Below are 23,942 nucleotides of genomic sequence, written 5' to 3'. Positions count from 1 at the left end.
TGCGCGATGAACGAAGCAGCCTTGGGAGTCCACGCGAGCAGCAATGAGCCCGCCACGGCCCTACCTGAACCACCTGAACCTGTCCATGACGACTCAGGTGGCGGTTTCGTCGGTGTCAGCCTACCAACGCTTCTCGCGGTTGCAAGGCTGACACCCCCGCAAACCGCGCAACTACTCACAGACTTGTCCGAACAGCTCGAACTGACGGGCAGGGGTGGTCATCTGATCGCCCTACGGGACGACACCGTGATGGTGTCCGACGACGGACAGCTCACGATCGACGGCGTCGGGAGCGCCGTGTCCCGCATCGAGATGAACGATGCGGTCGCGAGCCTGCTTCGCGATGTCGCGACGAACTGCCGGGGACCCGAGTTCGGCGATCTCGTGATCGAACCGGTATCAGAAGCAACAGATCCGGAGGATCTGGTGCGCCGTGTTCGTCGGGCAATCACTCCCGAACTCGACCCGGCCGAAGAGACTCGGCGGAGGCGCCAGATCGGCGAACTCGTCAAGGCGACGATAGGACGGCCTCCTCCGCATGGTCGGGCGATGGAAGACCGGACCGATTTGGCTGCCGGGTCGCTTACGCCGACCACCAATTGGTATCCCCCGGGTAACGCCTGGCACACCCGCCGGAGAAGGCCCTGGCGTCAGGGAGCGTTCGCCCTGCTCGCGATCGGCGTTGTCGCCGGGGCTGTAGTAACGGGTCCCCACGTGTGGGCGGAGCTGAAAAAAGGCTGGGACATCGTCGTCAATCCGGTGGACTTCTCGGATGAAAATACCCTCCGGCCGGTGTCGCCGCCGCCGGCCGAACCTGTGGACCCGTCCATGGCGACTGATGCCGGCGTCGAACCTGCATCGGTCCAGACCGGTGCCCCGACCAGCGCGGGCCAGATCACCGGCGTCACCGCGAGTTTCGCGGACGGATCGTGCAACCCCGGACAGACGTGTGAAGTACGAGTGGACGTTGGTCTGGACCCGGCGGCGACCGTCGACACGGTCACCTGGAAGCTCAACGTTTACGACCGGTGCACCGGTGAAGTGCACGCCGGTGGTGACGTCACCATGCGTGCCGAGCCGGGTCGGGATGAGGTGTACGGCCTGAGCAAGACATTCCTGCCGCCCGGTCACGCCCTGGCTGTAGCCGCGGTCACGAGTGCCCCGGCAGTCGCTGCTTCGGAGCCGCTGTACGTGCCTGCCGAGAAAGTAACCTGCTGATGAGCGGGGACGTGCGGGGACACGATCGGGAGTCCGATCCCTGGATTGTCACAGCGGCGATTGTTCTCACGGTCCTCGGCCTTCTCAACTTGGTGTCGATCGGGCTCACATCGCAAGCCATCCGCCACGCGAGCTTTGCCGTCATCGGTATCGGGGTCATGTTCCTGGTGTCGCGTATGCGGGTGGACAAACTGCGACGATTCGGAATTGCGACCCTCGGGGTATCGGTTGCGATGTTGGTGGCCGTGCCGATCGTCGGGGTATCGGTCAAGGGCGCGCAGCGCTGGCTGGATTTCGGCGTAGTTTCCGTTCAGCCCGCGGAAATCGCCAAGCTCGGTGTAGTCCTGGTGTCGGCGACCATTCTGGCCGGCGGCTACACCTTCAGCCGACTGGTGACGACTTTGGCGATCGCGAGCGGCGTGATCGCCTTGGTCGCCCTGCAGCCCGACCTGTCGAGTGCCGTGGTGCTGGGAGCGGTAGCGGCGCTGATGCTGATCCTCGGCAGGGTGCCGATGTTGCCGCTGCTGCCGCTGTTCGGACTGGGAATCGCCGCGCTGCCTCTAGCCGGGCTCTTCCTCCGCCCGTACCAACTCGAACGGATCCAGGTGTTCCTCTACAGCGATGCCGACCCGAGTGGGTCCGGCTGGGCATCGCTTCAGGCCGACATCGCGATAGGCAGCGGTGGGCTGTGGGGCCTGGCATTTGACCCCATGTACGACCTGAGAGCCGAATACCTTCCCGAATCGGAGCACGACCTGGCGTTCGCGAGCGTCGTGTACGGGTGGGGTCTGTTCGCCGGCATCGCAGTCGTGGCGGCCAGCTTGGTGATCACCTGGCGCGCTGCGCTCGCCGCACGGAGAGCAAGGACCAGAGAAGCTGCACTCGTGGCCGCGGGCGTCGGCGGACTGTTCGGGATCCACGCAGTTCTGTCGATCGGTGCGAGCCTGTCGCTGCTGCCCCATACCGGAATGCCGCTCCCGATGTTCAGCTACGGGGGCACGGTAGCACTCGTCGGATTCGTCGCGATCGGGCTGGTCCTCGCGGTGCGCCGAGACGGTGTCGCCAGACCGCTGTGGGCTCAGCCGTCCATACGCAGGCGACGTCCCCGGGGCATGACGGCGGGTACAGCCACAGTCACCGCACTCCTCGTCGCGATGTCGGTGTTCGCCTGGCAGTTGCAGGGCGAACGCGGTTCGGAGTTGCGCGCGCTGAGCGATGCCCAGATGACTCGCTGCATCCGCCTACCCGCCGAGCGCGGTCAGATCCTCGACACGAACGGTGTGCCGTTGGCGACCAACGTCCCCGAGTACTCAATCTCGGTGGTCACCCGAATGTTCGACGAGAACGACTCCGGTTCGCTCGGTGCGCTCGCCGGTTTGATCGGTACTTCTCAAGACGAGCTGACAAACACCCTGGGTGAACGCGGCGTAGGAGAGATGGAGACTGTCGTCGGCAGGGTCGCACCCGATCAAGCTCGGCAAATCATCGACGCGAAGATCCCCGGTGTCCTCGTCGTTCCTTCCGGCCGACGGCACTATCCGTACGGCGATGAGCTCTCGTCCGTCCTCGGATACGTCAGCGTCGGCGATCCGGAGGACATGGAACGCTGGCCGGAGCTCGCACTCGGGGCGCGAGTCGGGAGTGCGGGGCTGGAGAAGCAATACGACGCGCTGCTGCGCGGCACCGACGGCAAGCAGTGCATATACGTCGACCCGACGGGAGATCCGGTCGGCCCGGGAGAGCGTGTGGATCCGGTACCGGGCCACGACCTGCGGCTGCACCTGGACATCGGATTGCAGAATGTGGCGACGGACGCACTGGCCCAAGCGGTCCGCAACAGCGGGGGTGACCTCGGCGCGGCGGTGGTGATGAACGCTCGTACCGGCGCGGTGCTGGCACTCGCCAGCGTCCCCGGGTACGACAACAACGTCTACGGTCCTCCCGTCGATGCCGTCGCGCTGGCTGCTCAAACCGAGGGCCCAGGGCCCAGTCGGATGCTCAATCACGCATATCAGACCGCCGCGCCGCCCGGCTCGACGTTCAAGATCGTTGTCGCCTCAGCGAACGCGGCGGATCAGGTCTTGGACCCGGATGAGGCGATCCCGACCGGTGCCGCTTTCACCTACGGAGGGCACACGTTCGCTAACTGGCAGCCTATGGGTCCGAACAACCTGTTGCAGGCGATCCAGTGGTCGGACAACGTGTACTTCTACAAGCTCGCCCTGCTCCTCGGTCCCGAGCGGATCGCTGACGTCGCCCACCAATTAGGTGTGGGCAGGCGCTTGGGGATCGATCTGCCCGGCGAGTCCGCGGGGTTCCTGGGGACACCGGAGTCGGTCGGCGAAATCGGGGCCACCTGGTATCCGGGCTCGACGGTGTTGATGGGCATCGGGCAGGGCACCGTGACGGCGACCCCGCTGCAAGTGGCGGGGTGGACGTCCGGCATCGGCACGGGAGCGATGGTCACTCCACAACTCGCCGCCGCCTACGGAGCCGGGGAGGGCGCGCCGATTCCGACGGCGGAACCTCATCGGCTTCCGTTTGCCGATCTGCTCGATCCGGTGCGAGCCGGGATGAGGGCTTCGGCCGCTGCCGGTACGGCCGGGCAGCTCGCCTCCCTACCGGTGACGGCAGGCGCCAAGACCGGAACGGCGGAGGACCCGTCGGCGCCTGGCGATGGTCTCGACGCCTGGTTCTCCACGGTCGTGCCCTTCGAGTCTCCCGAAGTCGTCGTCACGGTGATGGTCCGTGGTGGAGGATTCGGATCGGCGACATCCGGCCCCGTGGTCAAGTCGATCCTCGAGCGCTACCTCGCAGAACGCCCGGACTTGGCACAGCCTCGGTGACTACGAGCGAGGCACCGCCTCGGTGACTTCAAGCGAGGCTGGGCCTGGGTGATCAGCCGCTGAAGGCGGCAACGATCTCCGGGTGATCCAGACACGCCGTGGCACCCTCGGCGACACACGTCAGAGGCCGCTCGGCCGTCTTCACCGGGAGGCCGAACGAGTCTTCGAACAGGGAAGACAGTCCGCGGAGCATCGAGCCACCCCCGATCACCAGGACCCCTTTGGACATCACGTCACTGATCGCCTGCGGGGGAAGGTCTTCGAGGCAGGCGGTCAACGTCTGCACGATTCCGGTCGTGGTCGGCCGCAGCGCTTCCACAATCTCCTCGACGCCGAGTGAGATCAGTCGTGCGCGGCCCGAGACGGCGTCGAGGCCCTCCACCACGAGCGACTGCCCCTCGGCGGTGTCGGGTGCGCCCATCTTGGCGCGCTCGGCGGTCAGCTCGCCCACGATGATCTGGTGCTCTTCGCGCAGGTAGTGGTGCAACGCCTCGGTCAGTTCCTCCCCCGCCAGTGGGCAACTGCGATGCGAGATCACGCCACCGAAACATATGGCGGTGACCTCCGAGGTGCCGCCGCCGACGTTCAAGACGAGATGGGTGCGAGACTCGAGCGGATTGAGACCGCACCCGAGAGCACCCGCCACCGGTTCCGGTATCAGACCGACCTTTCGCAGGCCAGCCTCATGCCCGACCTCGAGCAGCGCGCGACGCTCGAGTGGGGAGGCCCCGGCGGGAGCTGTGATGACCGCCTTGGGTCGCCGGCGGTACCACCTGTTCGGGTAGGCCTGCTCTATGACGGCCGCGACGAATGCTCGGGCCGACTGCAGATCGACGATGACACCGTCGCGCATGGGCCGAACCTGAATGATTCCTTCAGGTGTGCGGCCTACAAGGTTCCGCGCCTCCTGGCCGATCGCGAGGGCACGGTGCGGATCTTTGTTCCGCACCAGCATGAAAGACGGTTCGTTCAGAACGATCCCGTCTTCAATAGTCCCGACAACAGTGTTCGTAGTTCCGAGATCGATGCCAAGTCCGCGCACGCCGGCCTCCCGAAGGGAATCGAACGAGATGGTCTGGACGAGATGGTCTAAATGTTACGCACACAAAGGACGTTCTTGGCCGATTTCGTGAGGGTGCTCTGTGCGGTTGTCGACGGACCCTCACCCGGACACCCGACACCGATATTTCTTCAGCAAAACTACAGAGAAACCTCATCGTTTCATGGGCGTCCCGATCCAAAATGGATGACAAGAAGAGCGACGAAGCGAGGTAAACGATCATGATGTGGTACGACGGCGTCGGCTATGGACTGACCTGGGGTGGCTGGGTGCTGATGGTCCTGGCAATGGTCGCCTTCTGGACATTGGTCATCGTCGCGGTGATCGCACTTTTTCGCAGCATCCGCTCGGACCGCAATCCGCCATACGGGACCGACGACACCACTAGCAGAAGCAACGCACAAGCCATCCTCGACGAACGGTTCGCGCGCGGGGAGATCGATGTCGACGAGTACCGCCTCCGTCGAGACCAGCTACGCGCTGCGCAAGAACCCTGATCAGGTGGCGAGGAGCGCGACGCCCGTAGTGAGGAGCGCAAGGACCTTCACCACTTCCAATGCGATGTAGGCGTAATGAGCGCGCGAGCGGGGCGCCCCCTCACCCGCCAGAATCCGGTCCGAGCGCTTGGTCAACCGCGGACGCACGACAAATAGTTGCGCGGCCAGCGCCCCGACCGCGACGAGTGCGGCGATCACGATCCGGGCGGGTACGTCTGCGACGGTGATCGCAATGATCAACACGACAGCGAGGACAGACTCGATGGTATTGAGGGCACGGAAGACGAGACGGCCGATTCCGAGTCCGATGCGGATCGTGACGCCAGGGGCTCGGAATTTGAGCGGAGCCTCCAAGAACGAGATTGCCAGCACCATACCGAGCCACACGAACGTCATCGCAGTGGCCACTGCCGGTGCGGCGGTCATCGGAAATCCTCCTGCTTACATTGGGTCGGTTGGATTGCTGACCGAATAGTCCAGGCGCTCAGGTCGCGCACGACTCTATCCACCACCTGCTCCACCAGCGATGACAACCGCGACCAAACAGTGTCATCATCGGGCATGACCACATCCGCGAAGGACAGTCCAGACGACCCCATCACCGAACTGACTGCGGAGGAAAGCTGGGATCTGCTCGGCACCGAGCAGTTGGGCCGGCTGGTCGTCAGCGTCGCCGGACGAGTCGACATCTTCCCTGTCAACTATGTGACGCACGCGGGCAAGATCCTCTTCCGCACCGCCGAGGGCACCAAGCTCGTCGAACTCACCATCCACCGCGAGGTCGCATTCGAAGCCGACCACGTGGACCCGAAATCCGGGTGGAGCGTTGTCGTGCACGGGATGGCACGGCAACTGCAGACGTCCCAGGAGATTGCCGCAGCAGAAGAACTACCACTGCATTCGTGGGTTCCGACCCCCAAATACAACTACGTGGAGATCACCCCCACCGAGATCAGCGGCCGACGCCTGCTCTTCGGACCCGATCCCGTTTGCTGAGCGCAGCGGCATCCCACAATCTGCGACCAAAAGTGCAAAGTCGCACATCATGGCGCATTTCAACCGGCTCCCACGGACGTTCACCACCCGACGCGGCGCCATGCGACGTACGTCTATTCGATCGGCTTTCCTTTGCTGGCGGGCCAACTCGGCATGAGTTCGTTCGACGGCAGCGATTTGTCCATCAACTTGCGGGCCTGCTCGCCTCCCGTAACCGGGAGACCGTCGGGATCGAGCAGGCCGATCTGCACCAGCAGACTGGCCTGATCCCAGTAGATATGTTCGTTGTACAACTTGTCGCCGCGCAACGTCACCACAGCGACCAATGGAATCTCGACATAACGCCCGGTGGGCGCAACCCCCGGCAGCATCCACTCGATCTCGCGGTCGTGGGTGAAGCAGAAGAGCATCTCGTCGACGACCCGGTCCGCACCGACCGTGCGAGAGATCGGAATTGTCCTCGTGTCATCGGGAATGCCGGGTATGAAGTGGTGCGAATAAAAGCGGGCGACGTCTTTCTGCCCGACGCCGCCGGTCATCGTCGGAATGTGGTTGACATAGGGTTCGTCGACCATCGTCGACATCGTCCCTGGGACGTCACGGGCCTCGAACTCGTAGTAAGTATGGCTGTCCCACAGCGCCGAGAGGTCGTAGCGCGGACCTATCGCCTCTCGGAGGACCGCGAGGGTCCGGGAATAGGCCAACCCCGCCGCAGCCGGGTCGTACACGTCCCGTCCGTGGGTGGCGAAGGCGTGATCCACACCGGCGTAGTCGTAGATACGGACCAGTGCGTTGTCCTGGAAAGCCGCCCTGATCTCGTTACGTGCGGCTTCCGGGCAGTACGAGTCGAGTTCGGCGAGATGGAAGACCATGGGCACCTTCAGCAGGCCTGCCTCGGCGAGGTGATCTTGGACGCCTACGCCGTAATAGCTGACGGCGCAGTCGATGTCCAGACGTAGTGCGGACAGGTACGCGAGAAGTCCGCCGAGGCAGTAGCCGATGGCTCCCACGCCGCCGGCCTGGTCACCCCGAGCGCGGAGGGCAGACACCGTGTCGCCGATGTCCTCGACTACGAGATCCTCCCTGAGCTCGTCTCGAAGCGCCAAGCCACGCCTGAATCCCTCCTCGTCGTAGCCGAGTTCGAGTCGGGGCCCGGAGCGCCAGAAGAGGTCGGGCACCATTACCACGTACCCCTCTTCGGCGTACCGATCCGCCATGTCTCGCATGTAGTCGTTGATCCCGAAGATTTCCTGCAGCAGGACAAGTCCCGGACCTGAGCCCTGGGAGGGCCGAGACAGGTAGGCAGCGAACGACTCTCCGGACTGCTTGGTTACCTCTACGTACTCACCCATAGCAATCACATCACTCTCTGTTCTCGTTCGTCGACTTTGTTGTGCCGCTGGGCATTAGAAGTCCGAACAGTTCGAAAGCAGGCGTTGCGGCGGTTGTTCGATCGACTGAAACCCCACGATACCCTCGGTCGCGTCCATGCAACTCGGCTCGGGCTAGCGCTTGATTGCCCTCTTCGATCCTCACCGCTGAAGTGACCACCCCGTATCGTCCGACTTGACAAACCCCTCCATCTCCAGCAGCGGTAACACCGCACGGACCTGCGCCACAGGAACCCCAGACAGTTCGGACAACTCCCCTACCCCTTTCGACCCAACAGCCGGCAGCGCCTCGTAAACCAGGAGCGCATCACCCGACAGCGCGTCGAGGGCGCGCGCCGATTCGTCGTCAGCGGCCTCTCTCAATTCGATCGGACCGGCCTCCTCCACGACGTCACCGGCATTCATCACGAGCCGCGCCTCAGACTCTCGGATCATTCGATGGCATCCGGTCGAGGACGCCGATGTCACCGGACCTGGCACTGCCATCACCGGCCTGCCCAGTTTGCGTGCCCAACTCGCTGTGTTCCGGGCACCGCTGCGCCAACCCGCCTCCACGACGACTACACCGTCGGACAGACTCGCCACCAATCGATTCCGTGCCAGGAACCGGTGTTTCGCCGGCGTCGTCCCCGGCGCATACTCACTGACGACGGCACCGTTCTGCGCGATCTGCAACAGCATTCGCGCGTGCCCCGCCGGATATGCCCGATCCACACCACAGGCCAACACCGCCACCGTGAGTCCCCCGACTCCCAGCGCTGCCCGGTGGGCGGCACCATCGACCCCGTACGCTGCGCCCGAAACGATCGTCCACCCATCGACGGCGAGGTCACCTGCAATTTCCCCGGTCACATGCTCGCCGTATCCGCTCGCGGCCCGTGTCCCCACAATCGAGATCGCCCTGTCGGTGAGTTCGGCCACCGAGCGTGCACCGAGCACCCACAACGCCAGCGGCGGGCCTTCATCACGCGGTCCAGACAAATTTTCCAAACCGAGCAACCGCCACTGGGGCCACTCGTCGTCATCCGGTGTCACGAGACGACCACCCATACCCGTGACGAGGTCGAGATCGTGCACCGCAGTGTCCACATGCGACCGGGCAACAGTCCTCTTCCCCAGCATCTCCGAGAGATCACGCTCTCGCACCGCCCGTGCAGCCTCCTCCGGCCCCACTTCCTCGACGAGCTTCGACAGCGCAGGGCACGGACCCTGCACGACCTTCGACAGATAGGCCCACGCCAGCCGACGTGGATCGAGCGCGGCGCGGACATCGTCAGCGTCTGTTCCACCAACCGATGTCATTGACAGCTCCGATCTCGAAATCCCAACGCAGTCACAACCTGATCCGGGCCGGGCATGTCCAATCCAGCTAGATCACTCACGGTCCAGGCCACACGCAAAGCTCGATCCGCGCCCCTCGCCGTGATGACTCCCTTCCTGAGCGCCCGCTCCACTGGCGCCAAGGCAGGACGCGACAACCGGAACTTCTGCCGCAGCGCAGGACCCGGCACCTCCGCGTTCGTCCGCCACCCGTAGTCACGCCAGCGCAAACTGGCAGCAGCGCGTGCCTCGGATACTCGGTTCCGCACCACTTCTGTGCTCTCCCCCACCTCGTCGATGAACGCGTCGGTCGCCACCGACTGCATCCGAACCCGCAGATCCAGCCGATCCGTCAGCGGGCCCGACAGCTTCCCGAGATAGCGACGCCGTGCGGCCGGAGCGCACACGCAATCGGCCTCCCGTGCCGGCGCACAAGGGCACGGATTGGCCGCGAGGATCAACTGGAACCGCGCTGGGTAGCGGGCTACCCCGTCACGTCGCGCGATCCGTACCTCACCGTCCTCGAGCGGTGTTCGCAGAGCTTCGAGAACTTTGGTCCCGATCTCGGCGCATTCGTCGAGAAACAACACCCCACGATGGGCGCGACTGACTGCACCCGGCTTGGCGACACCACTGCCCCCGCCGACCAGCGCGCTCACCGAGGCCGTGTGATGGGGCGCGATGAAGGGCGGCACATCGACGAGAGGGCGATCGGGGGACAGAAGCCCTGCGACCGAATGAATTGCCGTCACCTCCAATGATTCGCTCTCTGTCAAGGACGGCAGCACTCCTGGAAGCCGTTGTGCCAGCATTGTCTTCCCAACCCCCGGTGGACCGGTCAGCATCAGGTGGTGTGCTCCCGCCGCCGCCACCTCGATGGCCCAGCGGGCGTCGGCTTGTCCAACCACCTCGCTCAGGTTCCCGCGTACGGGTTGGGTATTCCGTTGCGACGGCTCGGGATATTCGAGTTCGCATTCCTCTCGGAGCCACCCGACCACTGCCTTCAGGTCTTGCGCACCGAGCACTTCGATACCGCCTACCAGTCCTGCCTCGGACAGCGACTCCACCGGAACCACCACCGTGGACCAACCGGCCCCCTTGGCGGCCAGCACCGCGGGCAATATGCCGCGGACCGCCCGGAGTCGACCGTCGAGAGCCAACTCCCCGAGCAAGACGGTCTCGCGCAACTTCTGGCGTTTGACCCGGCCGGCCGCATCCAAAACGGCAGCGACCAGCGCGAGATCGTAAACCGATCCGACTTTCGGCAGCGTCGCCGGTGACAGCGCGAGTATCACCTTCGAATCCGGCCATGCCTCACCCGAATTCGCCACTGCGGCACGGATCCGATCCCTCGCCTCCTGCAACGCTGTGTCCGGCAGCCCGACCAGATGGACTGCGGGCAAGCCACGCCCAATGTCGGCCTCGATCTCCACGAGCTGCCCGTCTACACCTGTTACCGCTACCGAGTGCGCACGCCCCAGCGCCATCAGAATGCGTCCCGGACGTGTTCGATATGCGGTTGAAGATCGTGACCGACCATGATCGCAACGACGTCGAATCGTATGCGCGACCAAGACCGGCCGGAATCGCGCAACCACTCCACCGCAAGCGATCGGATTCGCCGCTGCTTCGAGAACGTCACCGCCTCCGCCGGACTGCCGTAGCGCAACCCCCGTCGGGTCTTGACTTCGACGAAGACCAGACAGTCCCGCTCCACTGCAATGAGATCGACTTCGCCATACCGGGACCGCCAATTGCGGTCGACTACCTCCATGCCCACCTCGGTGAGATACCGTGCGGCAAGATCCTCACCGTGTGCTCCGAGCACAAGATTGTGCGCCACGGCAACCCCCAGCCCATCCGAGGCGATCCACCCCCATGCGGACCGCGCGTCAGACCACCGTGCCCCACCAGTGCCGTCGAGAAGCTACGTCACCTGGGCGAAACGATCGGGCTGTGCACGGATCCGAAGTTGTGCACAACTCGGCAGGCGGTGGCAACTACGAAACCGGAAACTCCCGGTCGTAGCTGTCTAACCGACCCACGATCGGCTGGCGCCCTACGACAAGCCGTTGTCCGGCAGACGGAGATCAGGCTTGTCGAGTTCTTCGATGTTGACGTCCTTGAACGTGATGACGCGGACGTACTTCACGAACCGCGCGGGACGATACATATCCCACACCCAGGCGTCGGACATACGCAGTTCGAAGTAGATCTCCCCATCCGCGTTGTGCGGCAGCAGTTCCACCGAGTTGGCCAGATAGAACCGGCGCTCCGTTTCCACGACGTAGGAGAACTGGCCGACGATGTCCCGGTACTCGCGGTAGAGCGACAGCTCCATCTCTGTTTCGTACTTTTCGAGATCCTCGGCACTCATCGGTCTCGGAACCCTCCCGCTCTGGTGTGAATAATCATCATCTCGCTCTTTCCGAAATGTAATCCACTCTGTCGACCAGCGCCGCGACATTCGACCATGAACGGCGGTGTTCTGGGCACGGACCATGTTCCTCTAGTGCCGTTATGTGTGCGGGCGTGCCGTAACCCTTGTGGATCGCGAACCCGTATTCCGGATGGGTGTCATCCATAGTCACCATTACCCGGTCACGCGAGACCTTGGCGAGCACACTCGCCGCCGCGATACAGGCGGCTGCCCCGTCCCCACCGATCAGCGGTAGCGACGGAACTGGTAGTCCGGGCACCCGGAAGCCATCGGTGAGAACGTATCCGGGAGCGATCGACAGCCCCGCGACCGCCCGTCGCATCCCCTCGATGTTGGCTACATGCACGCCCATCCGGTCGACTTCACGAGCGGGAAACGACACGACACTCCAGGCCTGCGCGAGGCGGGTGATGACGGCGAACAGCTCTTCTCGTGTGCGCTCGGTGAGCTTCTTCGAATCATCCAGTCGGGCGAGCGCCGGACTGGGTCTGCCTGCCAGCACGCAAGCAGCCACCACCAGCGGGCCCGCACACGCCCCTCGGCCGGCCTCGTCGACACCGGCCACCGGGCCCAGCCCGCTTCGGTTCAGGACAGACTCGATCGTACGCAGACCGGACGACCTGCGAACGGTGATACGTGGAGGCCAGGGCGTCACTGTTCCTGAATGTCGGGTGAACTGATCGGGCCGATCCGTGAGGGCGGCAACACGATGAATACAGCCTTCCCGATCACATTGTCGAGCGGGATCGTGCCTTGCAATTCATCACCCACGTGATACCTCGAGTCCGCGGAATTGCTGCGGTTGTCCCCCATCATCCAATAGTTCCCCTCGGGCACCGTCACCGGTCCGAAGCAACGCGCGGACTTCAGTGGCGTCTCGCAGGTCTGCTCGCCGGGAACGAAAGGGAAATCCATGGTCACATACGGCTCGTCGAGCGGCTGGCCGTCGACGAGCACACGGCCCTGATCGTCGCAGCATTCGACGGTCTGGCCGCCGGTGGCGATCACACGCTTCACGAGATCATTCTCGTCCGGTGGAACGAGCCCGACGAGGGAGCCGAGTTCCTGCATTCCACGGATCACCGTGTTCGACGAACGCGTGGAGACGAAATCTTGAGACCAGGACTCGGGACCACGGAACACGACGACGTCACCGGGCTGCGGGTCACCGAAGCGATAGCTGATCTTCTCGACGACGATGCGGTCGCCGGTGCAACCCGGGCACCCGTGCAGCGTCGGCTCCATCGATTCCGACGGAATGAGATAGACGCGCGCGATGAATGTCTGCAGAAAGAAACTGAGAACGAGCGCGACCAGAATCAGGATCGGCAGCTCGCGCAGAAAGGATCGGTTCTTCTTCTCGGACTTCGTGGTACCGCCGTTACCGTCAGGGGCAGCGGCTGACTCGCCGGTGGTCTCGGATTCCGACGACAATGCGAACTCCTTCGAAGAATCTGTCTTTGAGTCAGATTAGCCCGGCACCATGCGAACACGGTGCCGGGCTCATCGGAAAGGTCAGCGCTTTTCCTTGATCTTGGCTGCCTTGCCCCGAAGATCACGCAGGTAGTACAACTTGGCGCGGCGAACGTCACCTCGAGTGGCGACCTCGATACGAGCCAGGTTGGGGCTGTGCACGGGGAAGGTGCGCTCGACGCCGACACCGAAGGAAACCTTCCGGACGGTGAAGGTCTCGCGGATGCCACCACCCTGGCGGCGAATCACGACGCCCTTGAAGACCTGCACGCGCTCCTTCGAGCCCTCGATCACCTTGACGTGCACATTCAGGGTGTCGCCGGGTCGGAAATCGGGAATGTCATCGCGGAGAGACTTCTTGTCCAGGAAATCGAGAGTGTTCATCGGTATTCCATCCTTGCGTTTTGCAGGAGCAGAGGAACCGAGCGGTACGCCCAAAGCCCGAAGGACACCGGCACTCGTCTGGTTCGTGCTCAGATCAAGTAGTGCTGCCTGATCCAGGCAACCCGTCCATTGTGCCAGACCACCTCAGCTTCGATGAAACCGGCAGTGGGCTGGATGCGCTACTCAGTTGTCATCGTCTCCAGAAAGTCACGTTCCCTGGATGTCGTGTGAGCTGATCGTGCCCATCCGCGAGGGCGGCAACACGATGAATACAGCCTTCCCGATCACATTGTCGAGCGGGATCGTGCCTTGCAATTCATCACCGACGCGATATCTGGAGTCCGCAGAACTGCTGCGGTTGTCCCCCATCATCCAGAAATTCCCCTCGGGCACCGTCACCGGTCCGAAACAGCGCGCGGACTTCACTGCCGTCTCGCAGGTCTGCGAGCCGGGAACGAAGGGGAAATCCATGACCACGTACGGCTCGTCGAGCGGTTTGCCGTCAACGAGGACACGGCCCTGATCATCGCAGCATTCGACGGTCTGGCCGCCAGTGGCGATCACACGCTTGACGAGGGCCTTCTCGTCCGGTGGAACGAGCCCGACGAGGGAGCCGAGTTCCTGCACCCCGCGGATCACCGTGTTCGACGACCGCGTGGAGACGAAGTCCCGAGACCAGGACTCGGGACCACGGAACACGACGACGTCACCGGGCTGCGGGTCACCGAATCGATAGCTGATCTTCTCGACCACCATGCGGTCGCCGGTGCAACCCTCGCACCCGTGCAGTGTCGGCTCCATCGATTCCGAGGGAATGACGTACACCCAGGCGATGAATGTCTTCAGAAAGAAGCTCAGGACGAGCGCGACCAGAATCAGGATCGGCAGCTCGCGCAGAAAGGATCGGTTCTTCTTCTCGGACTTCGCGGCACTGCCGTCACTGTCAGGGGCAGCGGCCGACTCGCCGCTGGTCTCGGATTCCGACGACAATGCGAACTCCTTCGAAGAATCTGTCACTGGGCCGGTTGAGTTTTGCGTATCAGCAGGAGCGGAGGAGTCGAGCGGCACACGGAGAGCCGCAGGACACCGATGCTCGTATGGTTGGTGCCCCGATCAGGTAATGCGGCCTGGCCCAGACAACCCGCCCATCGTGCCAGACTCCCTCTGCTGCGATGAAACTGGCGGTGGCGCGGGATGCACCACCTGGTCGAGTTGCGCCTCCGCCGCCACCTTCGCGTGCTCTGCGGCCTTCTTCACCTGCTCCGCACTCGGCGGGCCTGCGATGAAGTCCTGAACGAAGATCTTCGCCCTGATGACCGGCCGTCGCCACTTTCGCTCTCGCTCGAGTGCTCGAAGCATCCGCTTGGGCTTGTCCGTGTAGCGCCAGCGCGCCCACGGCGCACCCGGCCTGCTCAACCGGACTGCGCCGACCAACAGGATCGGGAAGATGAACAGACCCAGCAGGCCCGTCCATATCTTCCCCTTCGACAACACCACTGCTGCGATCAGCAAATTGACGACGGACATCAGCGCAATCGCAACTCGGACCCAGAGATCCGGGGAATCACGGAAGCTGGTGACGTCCATCAACTCGAGTGGTCGGAGCCCGAGCAGCAGCAGACCCGTGACTGCGATTGCCACGAACACGGCGTCGACGGAAGTGCGGCCTTCAGCCGTCCAGTAGACATCCTGCAAATAGAAGATCAGCGCGAACTCGTCCAGCACCAGTGCCGCACCGCCACCGAAGAACGCGGCGAGGACCGCGCCGGTCATCTGAGTGCCGTCCTCGTACACCGCTATGAGGGAGACTCCCGACACGAGCATGGCCACCACACCGAACACCACGTGGTGAACGTGGTGCCCGCCCGGCGTCACGTTGCCGGGCCACCATGAGACCTCGGCACGAATCATCCGCACACTCAGCCGGACGAAAAGAAACGTCCCGAGGAATCCGAGCAGGAAGAACAGCAAAGGCAGGCGGCCCTGCCCGATGATTTCGGTCTCCAACCATTCCCGCATCGACACCCACCATTCAGTAAGGAACCAGCGGTTCCATCAAAACGGAATGTCGGTATCGCCGACGGCTGTTTCGGCGCCGAATCGACCCCGGCGCCGATCTACTTGCCGAAGCCCGCCTTTCGCAAGGCGTCGGCCATCGAACCGCCGGGGGCCGGCCGTGATTCGCGCCGCCCCTGCGGCGGCTTCCCACCGCGGCGCTCCCGCCGCCCACCACCGCCGGGACCGTCATTCTTGCGACCGACCGCCCCGATCTCGTCATCCAACCGTAGGGTCAGCGATATCCGCTGTCGAGCCTCGTCCACCTCGAGAACCTTCACCTTCACGACGTCGCCCGACTTCACGACGTCACGTGGGTCCTTGACGAAGTTGTGGGACATCGCCGAAACGTGGACGAGTCCGTCCTGATGGACGCCGACGTCGACGAACGCACCGAATGCCGCCACGTTGGTGACGACACCCTCGAGGATCATTCCCGGCTTCAGATGGGACACCTTCTCGATGCCGGTCGCGAATGTGGCCGTCTTGAACTCCGGACGAGGGTCGCGCCCAGGCTTCTCGAGTTCCCTGATGATGTCGGTGACCGTCGGCAGACCGAAGCGTTCGTCGGCGAAATCCGCAGGATTCAGATCGCGCAGGACCGAAGTGTTGCCGATGATCGCACGAACATCGAGGCCGCTCGAGTCGACGATCTTGCGCACCACCGGGTACGCCTCCGGGTGAACGCTCGACGCATCGAGCGGATCGTCACCGTCTTGAATGCGAAGGAACCCTGCACACTGCTCGAAGGCTTTCGGACCGAGCCGCGTGACGTCCTTGAGCGCGTTTCGGGTGCGGAACGGCCCGCTGCGGTCACGGTGCGCGACGATGCTCTCGGCCAGTGACCCAGCGATACCGGATACGCGGGACAACAACGGGGCGGACGCCGTGTTCACGTCTACACCGACCGCGTTCACAGCGTCCTCGACGACGGCGCCCAACGATCGGGCGAGCAGCGTCTCCGATACGTCGTGCTGGTACTGACCGACACCGATCGACTTCGGGTCGATCTTGACCAGTTCAGCGAGGGGGTCTTGCAGACGACGGGCGATGGAGACGGCGCCGCGAATCGACACGTCGAGGTCGGGCAGCTCGGCGGAAGCATATGCAGAGGCGGAGTACACGGATGCGCCTGCTTCGGACACCACGATCTTCGTCAGGTTCTTGCTGCCGGACTTGGCGATGAGTTCTGTCGCGAGCGCGTCGGTTTCACGGGAGGCGGTGCCGTTCCCGATGGCGATCAGCTCGACGCCGTGTCGGACGACGAGATCGGCGAGCGTGGCCAGGGAGGCATCCCAATTGTTGTGCGGCTGATGAGGGTAGATCGTCTCGTGAGCGACGACCTTGCCGGTCGCGTCCACGACGGCAACCTTGGTGCCGGTTCGGAATCCGGGGTCGAGACCCATCGTGGCGCGCGTGCCTGCAGGAGCAGCCAGCAGCAGGTCGCGCAGGTTGGCGGCGAACACATCGACCGCGTCCTTCTCCGCCGCCTGGCGCAAACGCATCCGGGTGTCGACAACCAGCTTCACGAGCAACTTCGTCTTCCATGCCCAGCGCACAGTGTCCGACAGCCACTTGTCGGCGGGACGACCGTGGTCGGCGATGCCGAAGCGATCGGCGATGCGAGCCTCGTAGATCGTGCGTTCCCCCGGCGCCGGGTCCTCGGTCTCGGGTGCCAGAGTGAGAGTGAGCACCTCTTCCTTCTCACCGCGCAAGACCGCGAGAATCCGGTGAGATGGAAGCTTTGTGAACGGCTCGGCGAACTCGAAGTAGTCGGCAAACTTCGCGCCCTCGGTCTCCTTTCCCTTGCGGACCGCTGACACCAGCTGCCCGCGGGTCCAGATCAGCTCGCGAAGCTCGCCCACCAGGTCCGCGTCTTCCGCAAACCGCTCGACCAGGATCGCGCGCGCACCATCGAGCTGTTCCGCGGTGTAGGCGGCGGGGTCGGTCGAAGGATCGGTGATCAGCGCGTCGGCGACGGGCTCGTGGCCGGCTTCGCGGGCAATCTGCGCCTTGGTACGAACCTTCGGCTTGAAGGGTAGATAGATGTCCTCGAGGCGCGCCTTCGTCTCTGCCGCCATGATCTGCCCACGCAACTGATCGTCGAGCTTGCCCTGCGAGTCGATCGACTCGAGCACGGCGACCCGCCGCTCGTCCAGTTCCCGCAGGTAACGCAGACGCTCCTCCAACTGGCGGAGCTGAGCGTCGTCGAGCGCCCCGGTGACCTCCTTGCGGTAACGAGAGATGAATGGCACGGTCGCTCCGCCGTCGAGAAGATCCACGGCGGCAGCGACCTGTCCTTCCCGAACATCGAGTTCATCGGCAATGCGCTGGTTGACGGTCCTCAGAATCACGGAAGTCGACCATACAGCTAGGCTGAGAACATGACGTCGGCGGCGACGCCGTCACGAAGTTCTCAGGATTAACTGGAGTAACTCATGTCCAGGCCTACCTGGTCCCTGGCGTTCGCTACCCTCTTGCTGGGCGCGGCACTCATCGGCACCATTCCCACGGACACGCACACGGTTGTCGCCGTCCCGACCCCCGCCAGAAGTCCCGAGCCCGCCCCGGCCCCCTCCCCGGCCGCGACTGTCTCCACTGTCCCACCTCTCACCGAACGCATCACGGAAGCTGTGGCGGCTGCCGCCGACCGCGGTGCCGACGTGTCGCTCGCCGTCCTCGACCGCGCCACCGGAAGCTACCTCGAGTCGGGGGGCAACCAGCCGATCGAGTCGGCGTCACTGTCGAAGCTGTTCATCGCAGCCCAGCTCTACCACCTCGACGCCATCGGCCAACGGCCGCTGTCCGAGCACGACCACCAGCTGATGCGGCCGATGCTCGAGTCCTCCGACGACGACGCCGCCAACGTCCTCTGGCGCGATCTCGGCGGTAGCAACATCGTTCCCGATGTCGCTCTCCGCTACGGACTCACCGCCACCACCGCGCCCGGGAGCGGCGCGTGGTGGAACACCGAGACCACTGCAGCAGACCTGGTGACGTTCTATGTCGGTCTTCTCGATGATCGGGACGGAATCGGGCCCGACCGCAGCGCCGAGTTCCTGGGCTACCTTCGCTCGGCGACTCCGCTTGGGACCGATGGCTACGATCAGCGTTTCGGCATTCCGGACGGACTACCCTTCGAGCATGTTCTCGGGGTGAAGCAGGGCTGGATGTGCTGCGTGGCATACAGGTGGATCCACCTGTCCACCGGGGTGATCCGCGAAGACAACCGCTACGTTCTGGCCGTCGCGTCCAGGGAGCACGTCCACTACAGCGACGGCCGACAGGGCTACCCCGATACAGCGACCACGGATGCGACGGGGGACGCGAGCGCTTTGCACGCCCGGAACACCGTGACCGACGTCGTCAAAACGCTCTTCCCCAGTGGCGCGATAGACAACTGGGCTGCGCAACATTAGTTCATTGCAACAGGTCTGGTCGTCGTTCTGCAGTACGCCGCAGCGCCTGCTCGCGCCGCCAGGCGGCGACCCGGGCGTGGTCGCCCGACAACAAGACCGGCGGTACATCCAATCCACGCCAGGAAGCGGGCCGCGTGTAGCTCGGGCCTTCAAGGAGACCGTCCGAGAACGAATCCTCCTGGTGTGACTGCTGATTGCCCAGAACGCCCGGAATCAAGCGAACAAACGCCTCGGTCATCACCAGAACGGCCGCCTCGCCTCCGATGAGAACGTAGTCGCCGATGCTCACTTCTTCGACCCGCACGCGCCGAGCGGCGTCATCGAAAACTCGCTGGTCGATTCCCTCGTATCGCCCGCAAGCGAAGACGATGCGCTCTTCTCCGGCCCAACGCTCGGCTGTGGCCTGTGTGAAGGGAACACCCGCCGGGGTGGGCACGACGAGGAGGGTGTCGGCGTCGCTGTCGCCCGCGTCGAGGACGTCGTCGAGCGCCGGACCCCACACGGTGGGCTTCATGACCATTCCCGGACCACCGCCGTACGGCGAGTCGTCAACGGCCTTGTGAACGTCGTGCGCCCAGTTCCGTAGGTCGTGCACCTCGAGGGAAATCAAACCCTTGTCGATTGCCTTGCCCAGCAAGGCCGTTCGCAGTGGTTCGAGATACTCGGGAAAGATGGTGACTACGTCGAGACGCATTCCAACCTCTCACTGCTCGTCGGCGGAGTCACCGAAATCGGGATCGAGCAACCCCTCGGGCGGGTCGATTTCGATGACGCCGTCTGTCACGGACACGGAAGTGACGATCGCGGCGACGAATGGCACGAGGAGTTCGCCTTGCGGCTCGCCGGCACGGCGAATCGAAAGCAATTCTCCTGCAGCAGAATGTAATACCTCGATAACGGTGCCCACCTCGGTGCCATCCGACAGACGCACGGCAAGGCCCTCGAGTTCGTGGTCGTAGAACTCGTCGGGGTCGTCCGACGGAGGAAGGTCCGCGCTGTCGATGACGAACAGCGTGCCCCGCAAGGCATCTGACGTCGTCCGATCCGAGATGCCCTCGAGACGCACGAGAAGCCGCCCGGAGTGTTCCCGGGCGGCTTCCACCGTGTAGCTAGTCAGATCTTGCTCGCGCGGCTTGCGCCCGTGCAGCACGGCACCGACGGCGAAGCGTGCCTCGGGTTCGTCGGTGCGGACCTCGACTACGATCTCCCCCTTGACGCCGTGTGACTTGGCGACCCGGCCCACGACGAGCTCCACTTCGCGAGAGCTCCTACTGATCCGTGTCGACGACGTCGACGCGAATCCCGCGGCCACCGATACCGGAGACCAGCGTGCGCAGAGCCGTCGCTGTACGACCACCCCGGCCGATGACCTTGCCGAGATCGTCTGGATTGACGTGGATCTCGACAGTGCGCCCCCGACGCCCGGTGATCAGCTCGACACGAACGTCGTCGGGATTGGCGACGATGCCTCGGACGAGGTGCTCCACGGCATCAGCGACGACGGCACTCACTTCTGCGCAGCCTCGGAGGTCTCAGCACCCGCCTCGTCGGCTGCCTCGGTGTCGGCCGCCTTGGACTTCTTCTTCTTGGGGGTGATGGCCTCGGCGGCGGGCTCGTTCTCGGCCTGCGCGAGAGCAGCCTGGAAAAGTTCGAGCTTGGTGGGCTGGGCTTCCTTGACGCGCAGGGTGCCCTCGGCTCCGGGGAGACCCTTGAACTTCTGCCAATCACCGGTGATCTTGAGAATCGCCTCGACGGGCTCGGTGGGCTGGGCTCCGACGCCGAGCCAGTACTGAGCGCGCTCGGAGTTCACCTCGATCAACGAGGGCTCTTCCTTGGGGTGGTACTTACCGATGGTCTCGATCGCACGGCCGTTACGGCGGGTGCGAGAATCTGCGACGACGATGCGGTACTGCGGGTTCCGGATCTTGCCGAGCCGGGTGAGCTTGATCTTGACAGCCACTGCTGTACTTCTCCTTCAGGGGCGCACACGAGTGTGCCCACGTGTCACGTGCAATTCTGCGGCGCGCAAGAATAGCGCGCCCGGTTTTGCCTCTATCCTGTGACCGCCGCTCGGTACGTAACCGGATGCGACGAACAGCGTTCCATTCTGCCAGACGAACCCCGCCGGGGTGAAACCCGATCACCTGGTCTTGACGACCTGCCCACCCAACACCACGACATCGGGCGCAGCGAGGACATCGCTACCACCGCGAGGGTCGTGCCGAAACACCAGCAGATCCGCGGGTGCTCCCGCATCGAGGCCCGGATGACCGAGCCACGTGTGGGCCTCCCAGCATGCGGCGCCGAGAGCCTCTGTCGGGGAAAGCCCGACCGACTTCAGTTCCTCGACCTCGTCGGCGATGCGTCCGTGAACAATCGACCCACCGGCGTCGGTCCCCGCGTATATCGGAATACCCGCCTCACGTGCAGCACCGATGGTGTCCTTCAGCCGAGAGTGCAGATCGCGCATGTGGGCGGCATAGACCGGATACCGTGCTGCGGAATCGGCGATCTGCGGGAAGTTCGCAATGTTGATCATGGTCGGGACGAGCGCGGTGCCGTGGGCAACCATCAGTTCGATCGTCTCGTCGGTGAGCCCGGTCCCGTGCTCGATACAGTCGATGCCCGCCCTGATCAGGCCGGGAAGTGCATCTTCGGCGAAGACGTGTGCGGTGACCCGCGCACCTTCGCGATGCGCCGCTTCGATCGCCTCGACCAGGATGTCGTCGCTCCAAAGCGGGGTGAGATCGCCGACGGAACGGTCGATCCAGTCGCCGACCAGTTTGACCCAGCCATCCCCCGCTCGGGCCTGCCTGACCACCTCGGCCGGTAGTTGCGCTTCATCCTCCAGATCAACCGGGAGCCCGCGGATATATCGTTTGGGGGCGGCGATGTGCCGTCCGGCCCGAACGATGCGCGGCAGGTCAGGGCGGTCGTCGACGCATCTGGTGTCAACTGGCGAGCCGGCGTCACGGATCAGGAGGACACCGGCGTCGCGCTCGGTTTCCGCCTGAGCAATCAACCCATCCACGCTCTCGCCGCCGCCGCCGAACTTGATGCCCACATGACAGTGCGCATCGACGAGTCCGGGAACGATCCACCCCGATTCGCACACGGTCTCGGCACCGGGAATCGGCTCGGCCGAGATGACGCCCTGGTCGACCCACAGCTCGACGTGGCACTCGTCGGGAAGACCGGTTCCCCGAAAGTGCAGCGCCCCCACCCGTTACTTCTTCGGCAGCTTCAGCTGGGAGAGATCGATGTCCTCCAGCCCGGGCGGCAACTCGTCGAGACCCTTCGGCATCTTCGACAGGTCGGGCATTCCCGCGGGCAGGCCTCCTGGCGGCATTCCCGGGAATCCTCCCGGCATTCCGCCGGGGAATCCTCCGCGGACCTTCGGCGGCGTCGGCCCCTTGCCGCCCTTCTTCCCCTTTTTCCCCTTCTTGCTGCGCTGTGGCTTGCGGGCACCTGGCATACCCATGCGCCCAGCCATCGCAGCCATCATCTTTCGGGCCTCGAAGAAGCGGTCGACGAGCTGGTTGACGTCGGACACCTTCACGCCCGAACCATTCGCGATACGTAGCCTGCGGGACGCGTTGATGATCTTCGGGTTCTCGCGCTCGGCGGGGGTCATACTCCGGATGATGGCCTGCACCCGATCGAGCTGCTTCTCATCGACGTTCGCGAGGGCATCTTTCATCTGACCGGCGCCTGGAAGCATCCCCAGGAGGTTGCCGATCGGCCCCATCTTGCGGACCGCCATCATCTGCTCAAGAAAGTCCTCGAGGGTGAGCTCGCCGGTACCGATCTTCTGAGCGGTGGCCTCGGCCTGCTTCTGGTCGAAGACCTGCTCGGCCTGCTCGATCAGACTGAGCACGTCGCCCATTCCCAGGATGCGGCTCGCCATCCGATCGGGGTGGAAGACGTCGAAATCTTCGAGCTTCTCGCCCGTCGACGCGAACAGGATGGGCTGCCCGGTGACCTCACGGACGCTGAGCGCGGCGCCACCGCGCGCGTCGCCATCAAGTTTGGTGAGCACGACACCGGTGAATCCGACACCTTCACGGAACGCCTCGGCGGTGGTGACCGCGTCCTGACCGATCATCGCGTCGAGGACGAAGATGGTCTCGTCCGGGTTCACGGCGTCACGAATTCCCGCAGCCTGCGCCATCAGGTCGGCGTCGATACCGAGGCGTCCCGCGGTGTCGACGATGACGACGTCGAACTGCTTGTTGCGCGCTTCCTCCACGCCGGCGCGGGCTACCTCGACCGGATCGGCTGCGCTGACGCCCAACTCGTTCTCGCCGCCACCGACGGACGTGCCCGGATGCGGGGCGAACACCGTAGCCCCCGCACGTTCACCGACGATCTGCAACTGGCCGACCGCGCCGGGGCGTTGCAGGTCACATGCCACGAGCAGCGGGGTGTGCCCCTGGTCGCGCAGCCATTTCGCGAGCTTGCCTGCAAGCGTCGTCTTACCCGAACCCTGCAGACCAGCGAGCATGATGACCGACGGCGGAGTCTTGGCGAAGGCCATTCGACGCGTCTCGCCGCCGAGGATCCCGACGAGTTCCTCGTTGACGATCTTGACAACCTGCTGGGCTGGGTTGAGCGCAGCCGAGACCTCGACGCCCTTTGCGCGTTCCTTGATCTTGGCGATGAACGCTCGGACCACGGGCAGCGCGACGTCTGCCTCGAGCAGAGCCAGCCGGATCTCACGGCACGTAGCATCGATGTCGGCACCGGAAAGACGACCCTTGCCACGAAGATCCTTGAGGGCACCGGTCAACCTGTCGGAAAGGGATTCGAACACCGATTAGGCTCCTGAAATCGTACGAGTGTG

Annotated in this window: 24 protein-coding genes; 5 read left to right on the top strand and 19 right to left on the bottom strand. The window is 64.2% G+C overall.

Annotated elements, in window-relative coordinates:
• Positions 1 to 6: 6 nt before the first annotated feature.
• Both AB0I57_RS06505 and AB0I57_RS06500 read left to right on the top strand, forming a co-directional pair.
• Positions 7 to 1,218, top strand: a complete 1,212-nt coding sequence (locus AB0I57_RS06505) for a hypothetical protein (protein WP_358331446.1) — start codon at positions 7 to 9, stop codon at positions 1,216 to 1,218.
• Complete coding sequence (locus AB0I57_RS06500; RefSeq protein ID WP_358331443.1) at positions 1,218 to 4,064, top strand: FtsW/RodA/SpoVE family cell cycle protein; 2,847 nt, start codon at positions 1,218 to 1,220, stop codon at positions 4,062 to 4,064. The genes AB0I57_RS06505 and AB0I57_RS06500 overlap by 1 nt, the downstream gene beginning before the upstream one ends.
• Before the next feature lie 52 nt (positions 4,065 to 4,116).
• Here the strand turns inward: AB0I57_RS06500 and AB0I57_RS06495 are convergent, their stop codons facing one another.
• A complete protein-coding gene (locus AB0I57_RS06495; protein WP_358331440.1) occupies positions 4,117 to 5,106 on the bottom strand; it encodes a rod shape-determining protein in 990 nt (329 codons plus the stop codon).
• Positions 5,107 to 5,342: 236 nt separating this feature from the next.
• Between AB0I57_RS06495 and AB0I57_RS06490 the strand changes: the two genes are divergently transcribed.
• Positions 5,343 to 5,621 carry an SHOCT domain-containing protein gene (locus AB0I57_RS06490; RefSeq protein ID WP_358333230.1) on the top strand — a complete coding sequence of 93 codons (279 nt, stop codon included), beginning with the start codon at positions 5,343 to 5,345 and terminating at the stop codon, positions 5,619 to 5,621.
• Here AB0I57_RS06490 and AB0I57_RS06485 read toward each other — a convergent pair whose 3' ends face one another.
• Complete coding sequence (locus AB0I57_RS06485) at positions 5,622 to 6,047, bottom strand: hypothetical protein (protein WP_358331437.1); 426 nt, start codon at positions 6,045 to 6,047, stop codon at positions 5,622 to 5,624.
• 135 nt (positions 6,048 to 6,182) lie between these two features.
• Here AB0I57_RS06485 and AB0I57_RS06480 point away from each other — a divergent pair, with 135 nt between their 5' ends.
• Positions 6,183 to 6,617: a pyridoxamine 5'-phosphate oxidase family protein gene (locus AB0I57_RS06480; RefSeq protein WP_358331434.1), complete on the top strand. Its 435-nt coding sequence runs from the start codon at positions 6,183 to 6,185 to the stop codon at positions 6,615 to 6,617.
• Positions 6,618 to 6,730: 113 nt separating this feature from the next.
• On the opposite strand, the gene AB0I57_RS06475 is transcribed toward AB0I57_RS06480, so the two are convergent.
• From AB0I57_RS06475 to AB0I57_RS06425, 11 genes are all read right to left on the bottom strand, one after another.
• Positions 6,731 to 7,969, bottom strand: coding sequence for a dienelactone hydrolase family protein (locus AB0I57_RS06475; RefSeq protein WP_358331431.1), 1,239 nt, complete (start codon positions 7,967 to 7,969; stop codon positions 6,731 to 6,733).
• A 180-nt stretch (positions 7,970 to 8,149) separates the two neighbouring features.
• Positions 8,150 to 9,310, bottom strand: coding sequence for a DNA-processing protein DprA (gene dprA / locus AB0I57_RS06470; RefSeq protein ID WP_358331428.1), 1,161 nt, complete (start codon positions 9,308 to 9,310; stop codon positions 8,150 to 8,152).
• The gene (locus AB0I57_RS06465; RefSeq protein ID WP_358331425.1) at positions 9,307 to 10,815 is read right to left on the bottom strand and encodes a YifB family Mg chelatase-like AAA ATPase; all 1,509 of its coding nucleotides are present in this window, start codon (positions 10,813 to 10,815) and stop codon (positions 9,307 to 9,309) included. Before AB0I57_RS06465 ends, dprA begins: the two co-directional genes overlap by 4 nt.
• Entirely contained in the window at positions 10,815 to 11,171 is a 357-nt protein-coding gene (locus AB0I57_RS06460; RefSeq protein WP_358331422.1) for a YraN family protein, read from the bottom strand. The genes AB0I57_RS06465 and AB0I57_RS06460 overlap by 1 nt, the downstream gene beginning before the upstream one ends.
• Before the next feature lie 216 nt (positions 11,172 to 11,387).
• A complete protein-coding gene (locus AB0I57_RS06455) occupies positions 11,388 to 11,705 on the bottom strand; it encodes a DUF2469 domain-containing protein (protein WP_005240496.1) in 318 nt (105 codons plus the stop codon).
• Positions 11,706 to 11,742: 37 nt separating this feature from the next.
• Positions 11,743 to 12,423 carry a ribonuclease HII gene (locus AB0I57_RS06450; RefSeq protein WP_358331419.1) on the bottom strand — a complete coding sequence of 227 codons (681 nt, stop codon included), beginning with the start codon at positions 12,421 to 12,423 and terminating at the stop codon, positions 11,743 to 11,745.
• Positions 12,420 to 13,202, bottom strand: a complete 783-nt coding sequence (gene lepB / locus AB0I57_RS06445) for a signal peptidase I (protein WP_358331416.1) — start codon at positions 13,200 to 13,202, stop codon at positions 12,420 to 12,422. The genes AB0I57_RS06450 and lepB (AB0I57_RS06445) overlap by 4 nt, the downstream gene beginning before the upstream one ends.
• Before the next feature lie 81 nt (positions 13,203 to 13,283).
• Positions 13,284 to 13,625 carry a 50S ribosomal protein L19 gene (rplS, locus tag AB0I57_RS06440; RefSeq protein WP_358331413.1) on the bottom strand — a complete coding sequence of 114 codons (342 nt, stop codon included), beginning with the start codon at positions 13,623 to 13,625 and terminating at the stop codon, positions 13,284 to 13,286.
• A gap of 207 nt (positions 13,626 to 13,832) precedes the next feature.
• A complete protein-coding gene (lepB, locus tag AB0I57_RS06435) occupies positions 13,833 to 14,615 on the bottom strand; it encodes a signal peptidase I (RefSeq protein ID WP_358331410.1) in 783 nt (260 codons plus the stop codon).
• Positions 14,616 to 14,738: 123 nt separating this feature from the next.
• Entirely contained in the window at positions 14,739 to 15,644 is a 906-nt protein-coding gene (locus AB0I57_RS06430) for a hypothetical protein (protein WP_358331407.1), read from the bottom strand.
• 98 nt (positions 15,645 to 15,742) lie between these two features.
• The gene (locus AB0I57_RS06425; RefSeq protein WP_358331404.1) at positions 15,743 to 18,034 is read right to left on the bottom strand and encodes a Tex family protein; all 2,292 of its coding nucleotides are present in this window, start codon (positions 18,032 to 18,034) and stop codon (positions 15,743 to 15,745) included.
• A gap of 84 nt (positions 18,035 to 18,118) precedes the next feature.
• Here AB0I57_RS06425 and AB0I57_RS06420 point away from each other — a divergent pair, with 84 nt between their 5' ends.
• Positions 18,119 to 19,099 carry a serine hydrolase gene (locus AB0I57_RS06420; protein WP_358331401.1) on the top strand — a complete coding sequence of 327 codons (981 nt, stop codon included), beginning with the start codon at positions 18,119 to 18,121 and terminating at the stop codon, positions 19,097 to 19,099.
• Between the two features lies 1 nt (position 19,100).
• Here AB0I57_RS06420 and trmD read toward each other — a convergent pair whose 3' ends face one another.
• The 6 genes from trmD to ffh all read right to left on the bottom strand — a co-directional run bounded on the left by trmD (position 19,101) and on the right by ffh (position 23,912).
• A complete protein-coding gene (trmD, locus tag AB0I57_RS06415) occupies positions 19,101 to 19,793 on the bottom strand; it encodes a tRNA (guanosine(37)-N1)-methyltransferase TrmD (protein WP_358331398.1) in 693 nt (230 codons plus the stop codon).
• A gap of 9 nt (positions 19,794 to 19,802) precedes the next feature.
• On the bottom strand, positions 19,803 to 20,354 hold the full coding sequence (rimM, locus tag AB0I57_RS06410) for a ribosome maturation factor RimM (protein ID WP_358331396.1): 552 nt from the start codon (positions 20,352 to 20,354) through the stop codon (positions 19,803 to 19,805).
• Positions 20,355 to 20,367: 13 nt separating this feature from the next.
• Positions 20,368 to 20,610 carry an RNA-binding protein gene (locus AB0I57_RS06405; RefSeq protein ID WP_358331393.1) on the bottom strand — a complete coding sequence of 81 codons (243 nt, stop codon included), beginning with the start codon at positions 20,608 to 20,610 and terminating at the stop codon, positions 20,368 to 20,370.
• Positions 20,607 to 21,059 (bottom strand): 30S ribosomal protein S16, encoded by a 453-nt coding sequence (gene rpsP / locus AB0I57_RS06400; RefSeq protein ID WP_358331390.1) that lies wholly within the window; start codon positions 21,057 to 21,059, stop codon positions 20,607 to 20,609. The genes AB0I57_RS06405 and rpsP overlap by 4 nt, the downstream gene beginning before the upstream one ends.
• Before the next feature lie 180 nt (positions 21,060 to 21,239).
• Positions 21,240 to 22,322, bottom strand: a complete 1,083-nt coding sequence (locus tag AB0I57_RS06395; RefSeq protein ID WP_358331387.1) for an amidohydrolase family protein — start codon at positions 22,320 to 22,322, stop codon at positions 21,240 to 21,242.
• A gap of 3 nt (positions 22,323 to 22,325) precedes the next feature.
• Positions 22,326 to 23,912 (bottom strand): signal recognition particle protein, encoded by a 1,587-nt coding sequence (ffh, locus tag AB0I57_RS06390; RefSeq protein WP_358331384.1) that lies wholly within the window; start codon positions 23,910 to 23,912, stop codon positions 22,326 to 22,328.
• Between the last annotated feature and the right edge of the window lie 30 nt (positions 23,913 to 23,942).

Origin of the sequence: Rhodococcus sp. NPDC049939, from assembly GCF_040656415.1 — a bacterium.
Lineage (GTDB): Bacteria > Actinomycetota > Actinomycetes > Mycobacteriales > Mycobacteriaceae > Rhodococcus_F.
Note: the sequence above shows the minus strand (reverse complement) of the source record. Positions and strands in the feature narration are given on the sequence as shown.

Coding starts and splice junctions, on each gene's coding strand:
- AB0I57_RS06500 (WP_358331443.1), top strand. CDS start 1,218: ATGAGCGGGGACGTGCGGGGACACGATCGGGAGTCCGATCCCTGGATT.
- AB0I57_RS06480 (WP_358331434.1), top strand. CDS start 6,183: ATGACCACATCCGCGAAGGACAGTCCAGACGACCCCATCACCGAACTG.
- dprA (WP_358331428.1), bottom strand. CDS start 9,310: ATGACATCGGTTGGTGGAACAGACGCTGACGATGTCCGCGCCGCGCTC.
- trmD (WP_358331398.1), bottom strand. CDS start 19,793: ATGCGTCTCGACGTAGTCACCATCTTTCCCGAGTATCTCGAACCACTG.
- AB0I57_RS06465 (WP_358331425.1), bottom strand. CDS start 10,815: ATGGCGCTGGGGCGTGCGCACTCGGTAGCGGTAACAGGTGTAGACGGG.
- AB0I57_RS06455 (WP_005240496.1), bottom strand. CDS start 11,705: ATGAGTGCCGAGGATCTCGAAAAGTACGAAACAGAGATGGAGCTGTCG.
- AB0I57_RS06430 (WP_358331407.1), bottom strand. CDS start 15,644: ATGCGGGAATGGTTGGAGACCGAAATCATCGGGCAGGGCCGCCTGCCT.
- AB0I57_RS06485 (WP_358331437.1), bottom strand. CDS start 6,047: ATGACCGCCGCACCGGCAGTGGCCACTGCGATGACGTTCGTGTGGCTC.
- AB0I57_RS06475 (WP_358331431.1), bottom strand. CDS start 7,969: ATGGGTGAGTACGTAGAGGTAACCAAGCAGTCCGGAGAGTCGTTCGCT.
- AB0I57_RS06505 (WP_358331446.1), top strand. CDS start 7: ATGAACGAAGCAGCCTTGGGAGTCCACGCGAGCAGCAATGAGCCCGCC.
- rplS (WP_358331413.1), bottom strand. CDS start 13,625: ATGAACACTCTCGATTTCCTGGACAAGAAGTCTCTCCGCGATGACATT.
- AB0I57_RS06420 (WP_358331401.1), top strand. CDS start 18,119: ATGTCCAGGCCTACCTGGTCCCTGGCGTTCGCTACCCTCTTGCTGGGC.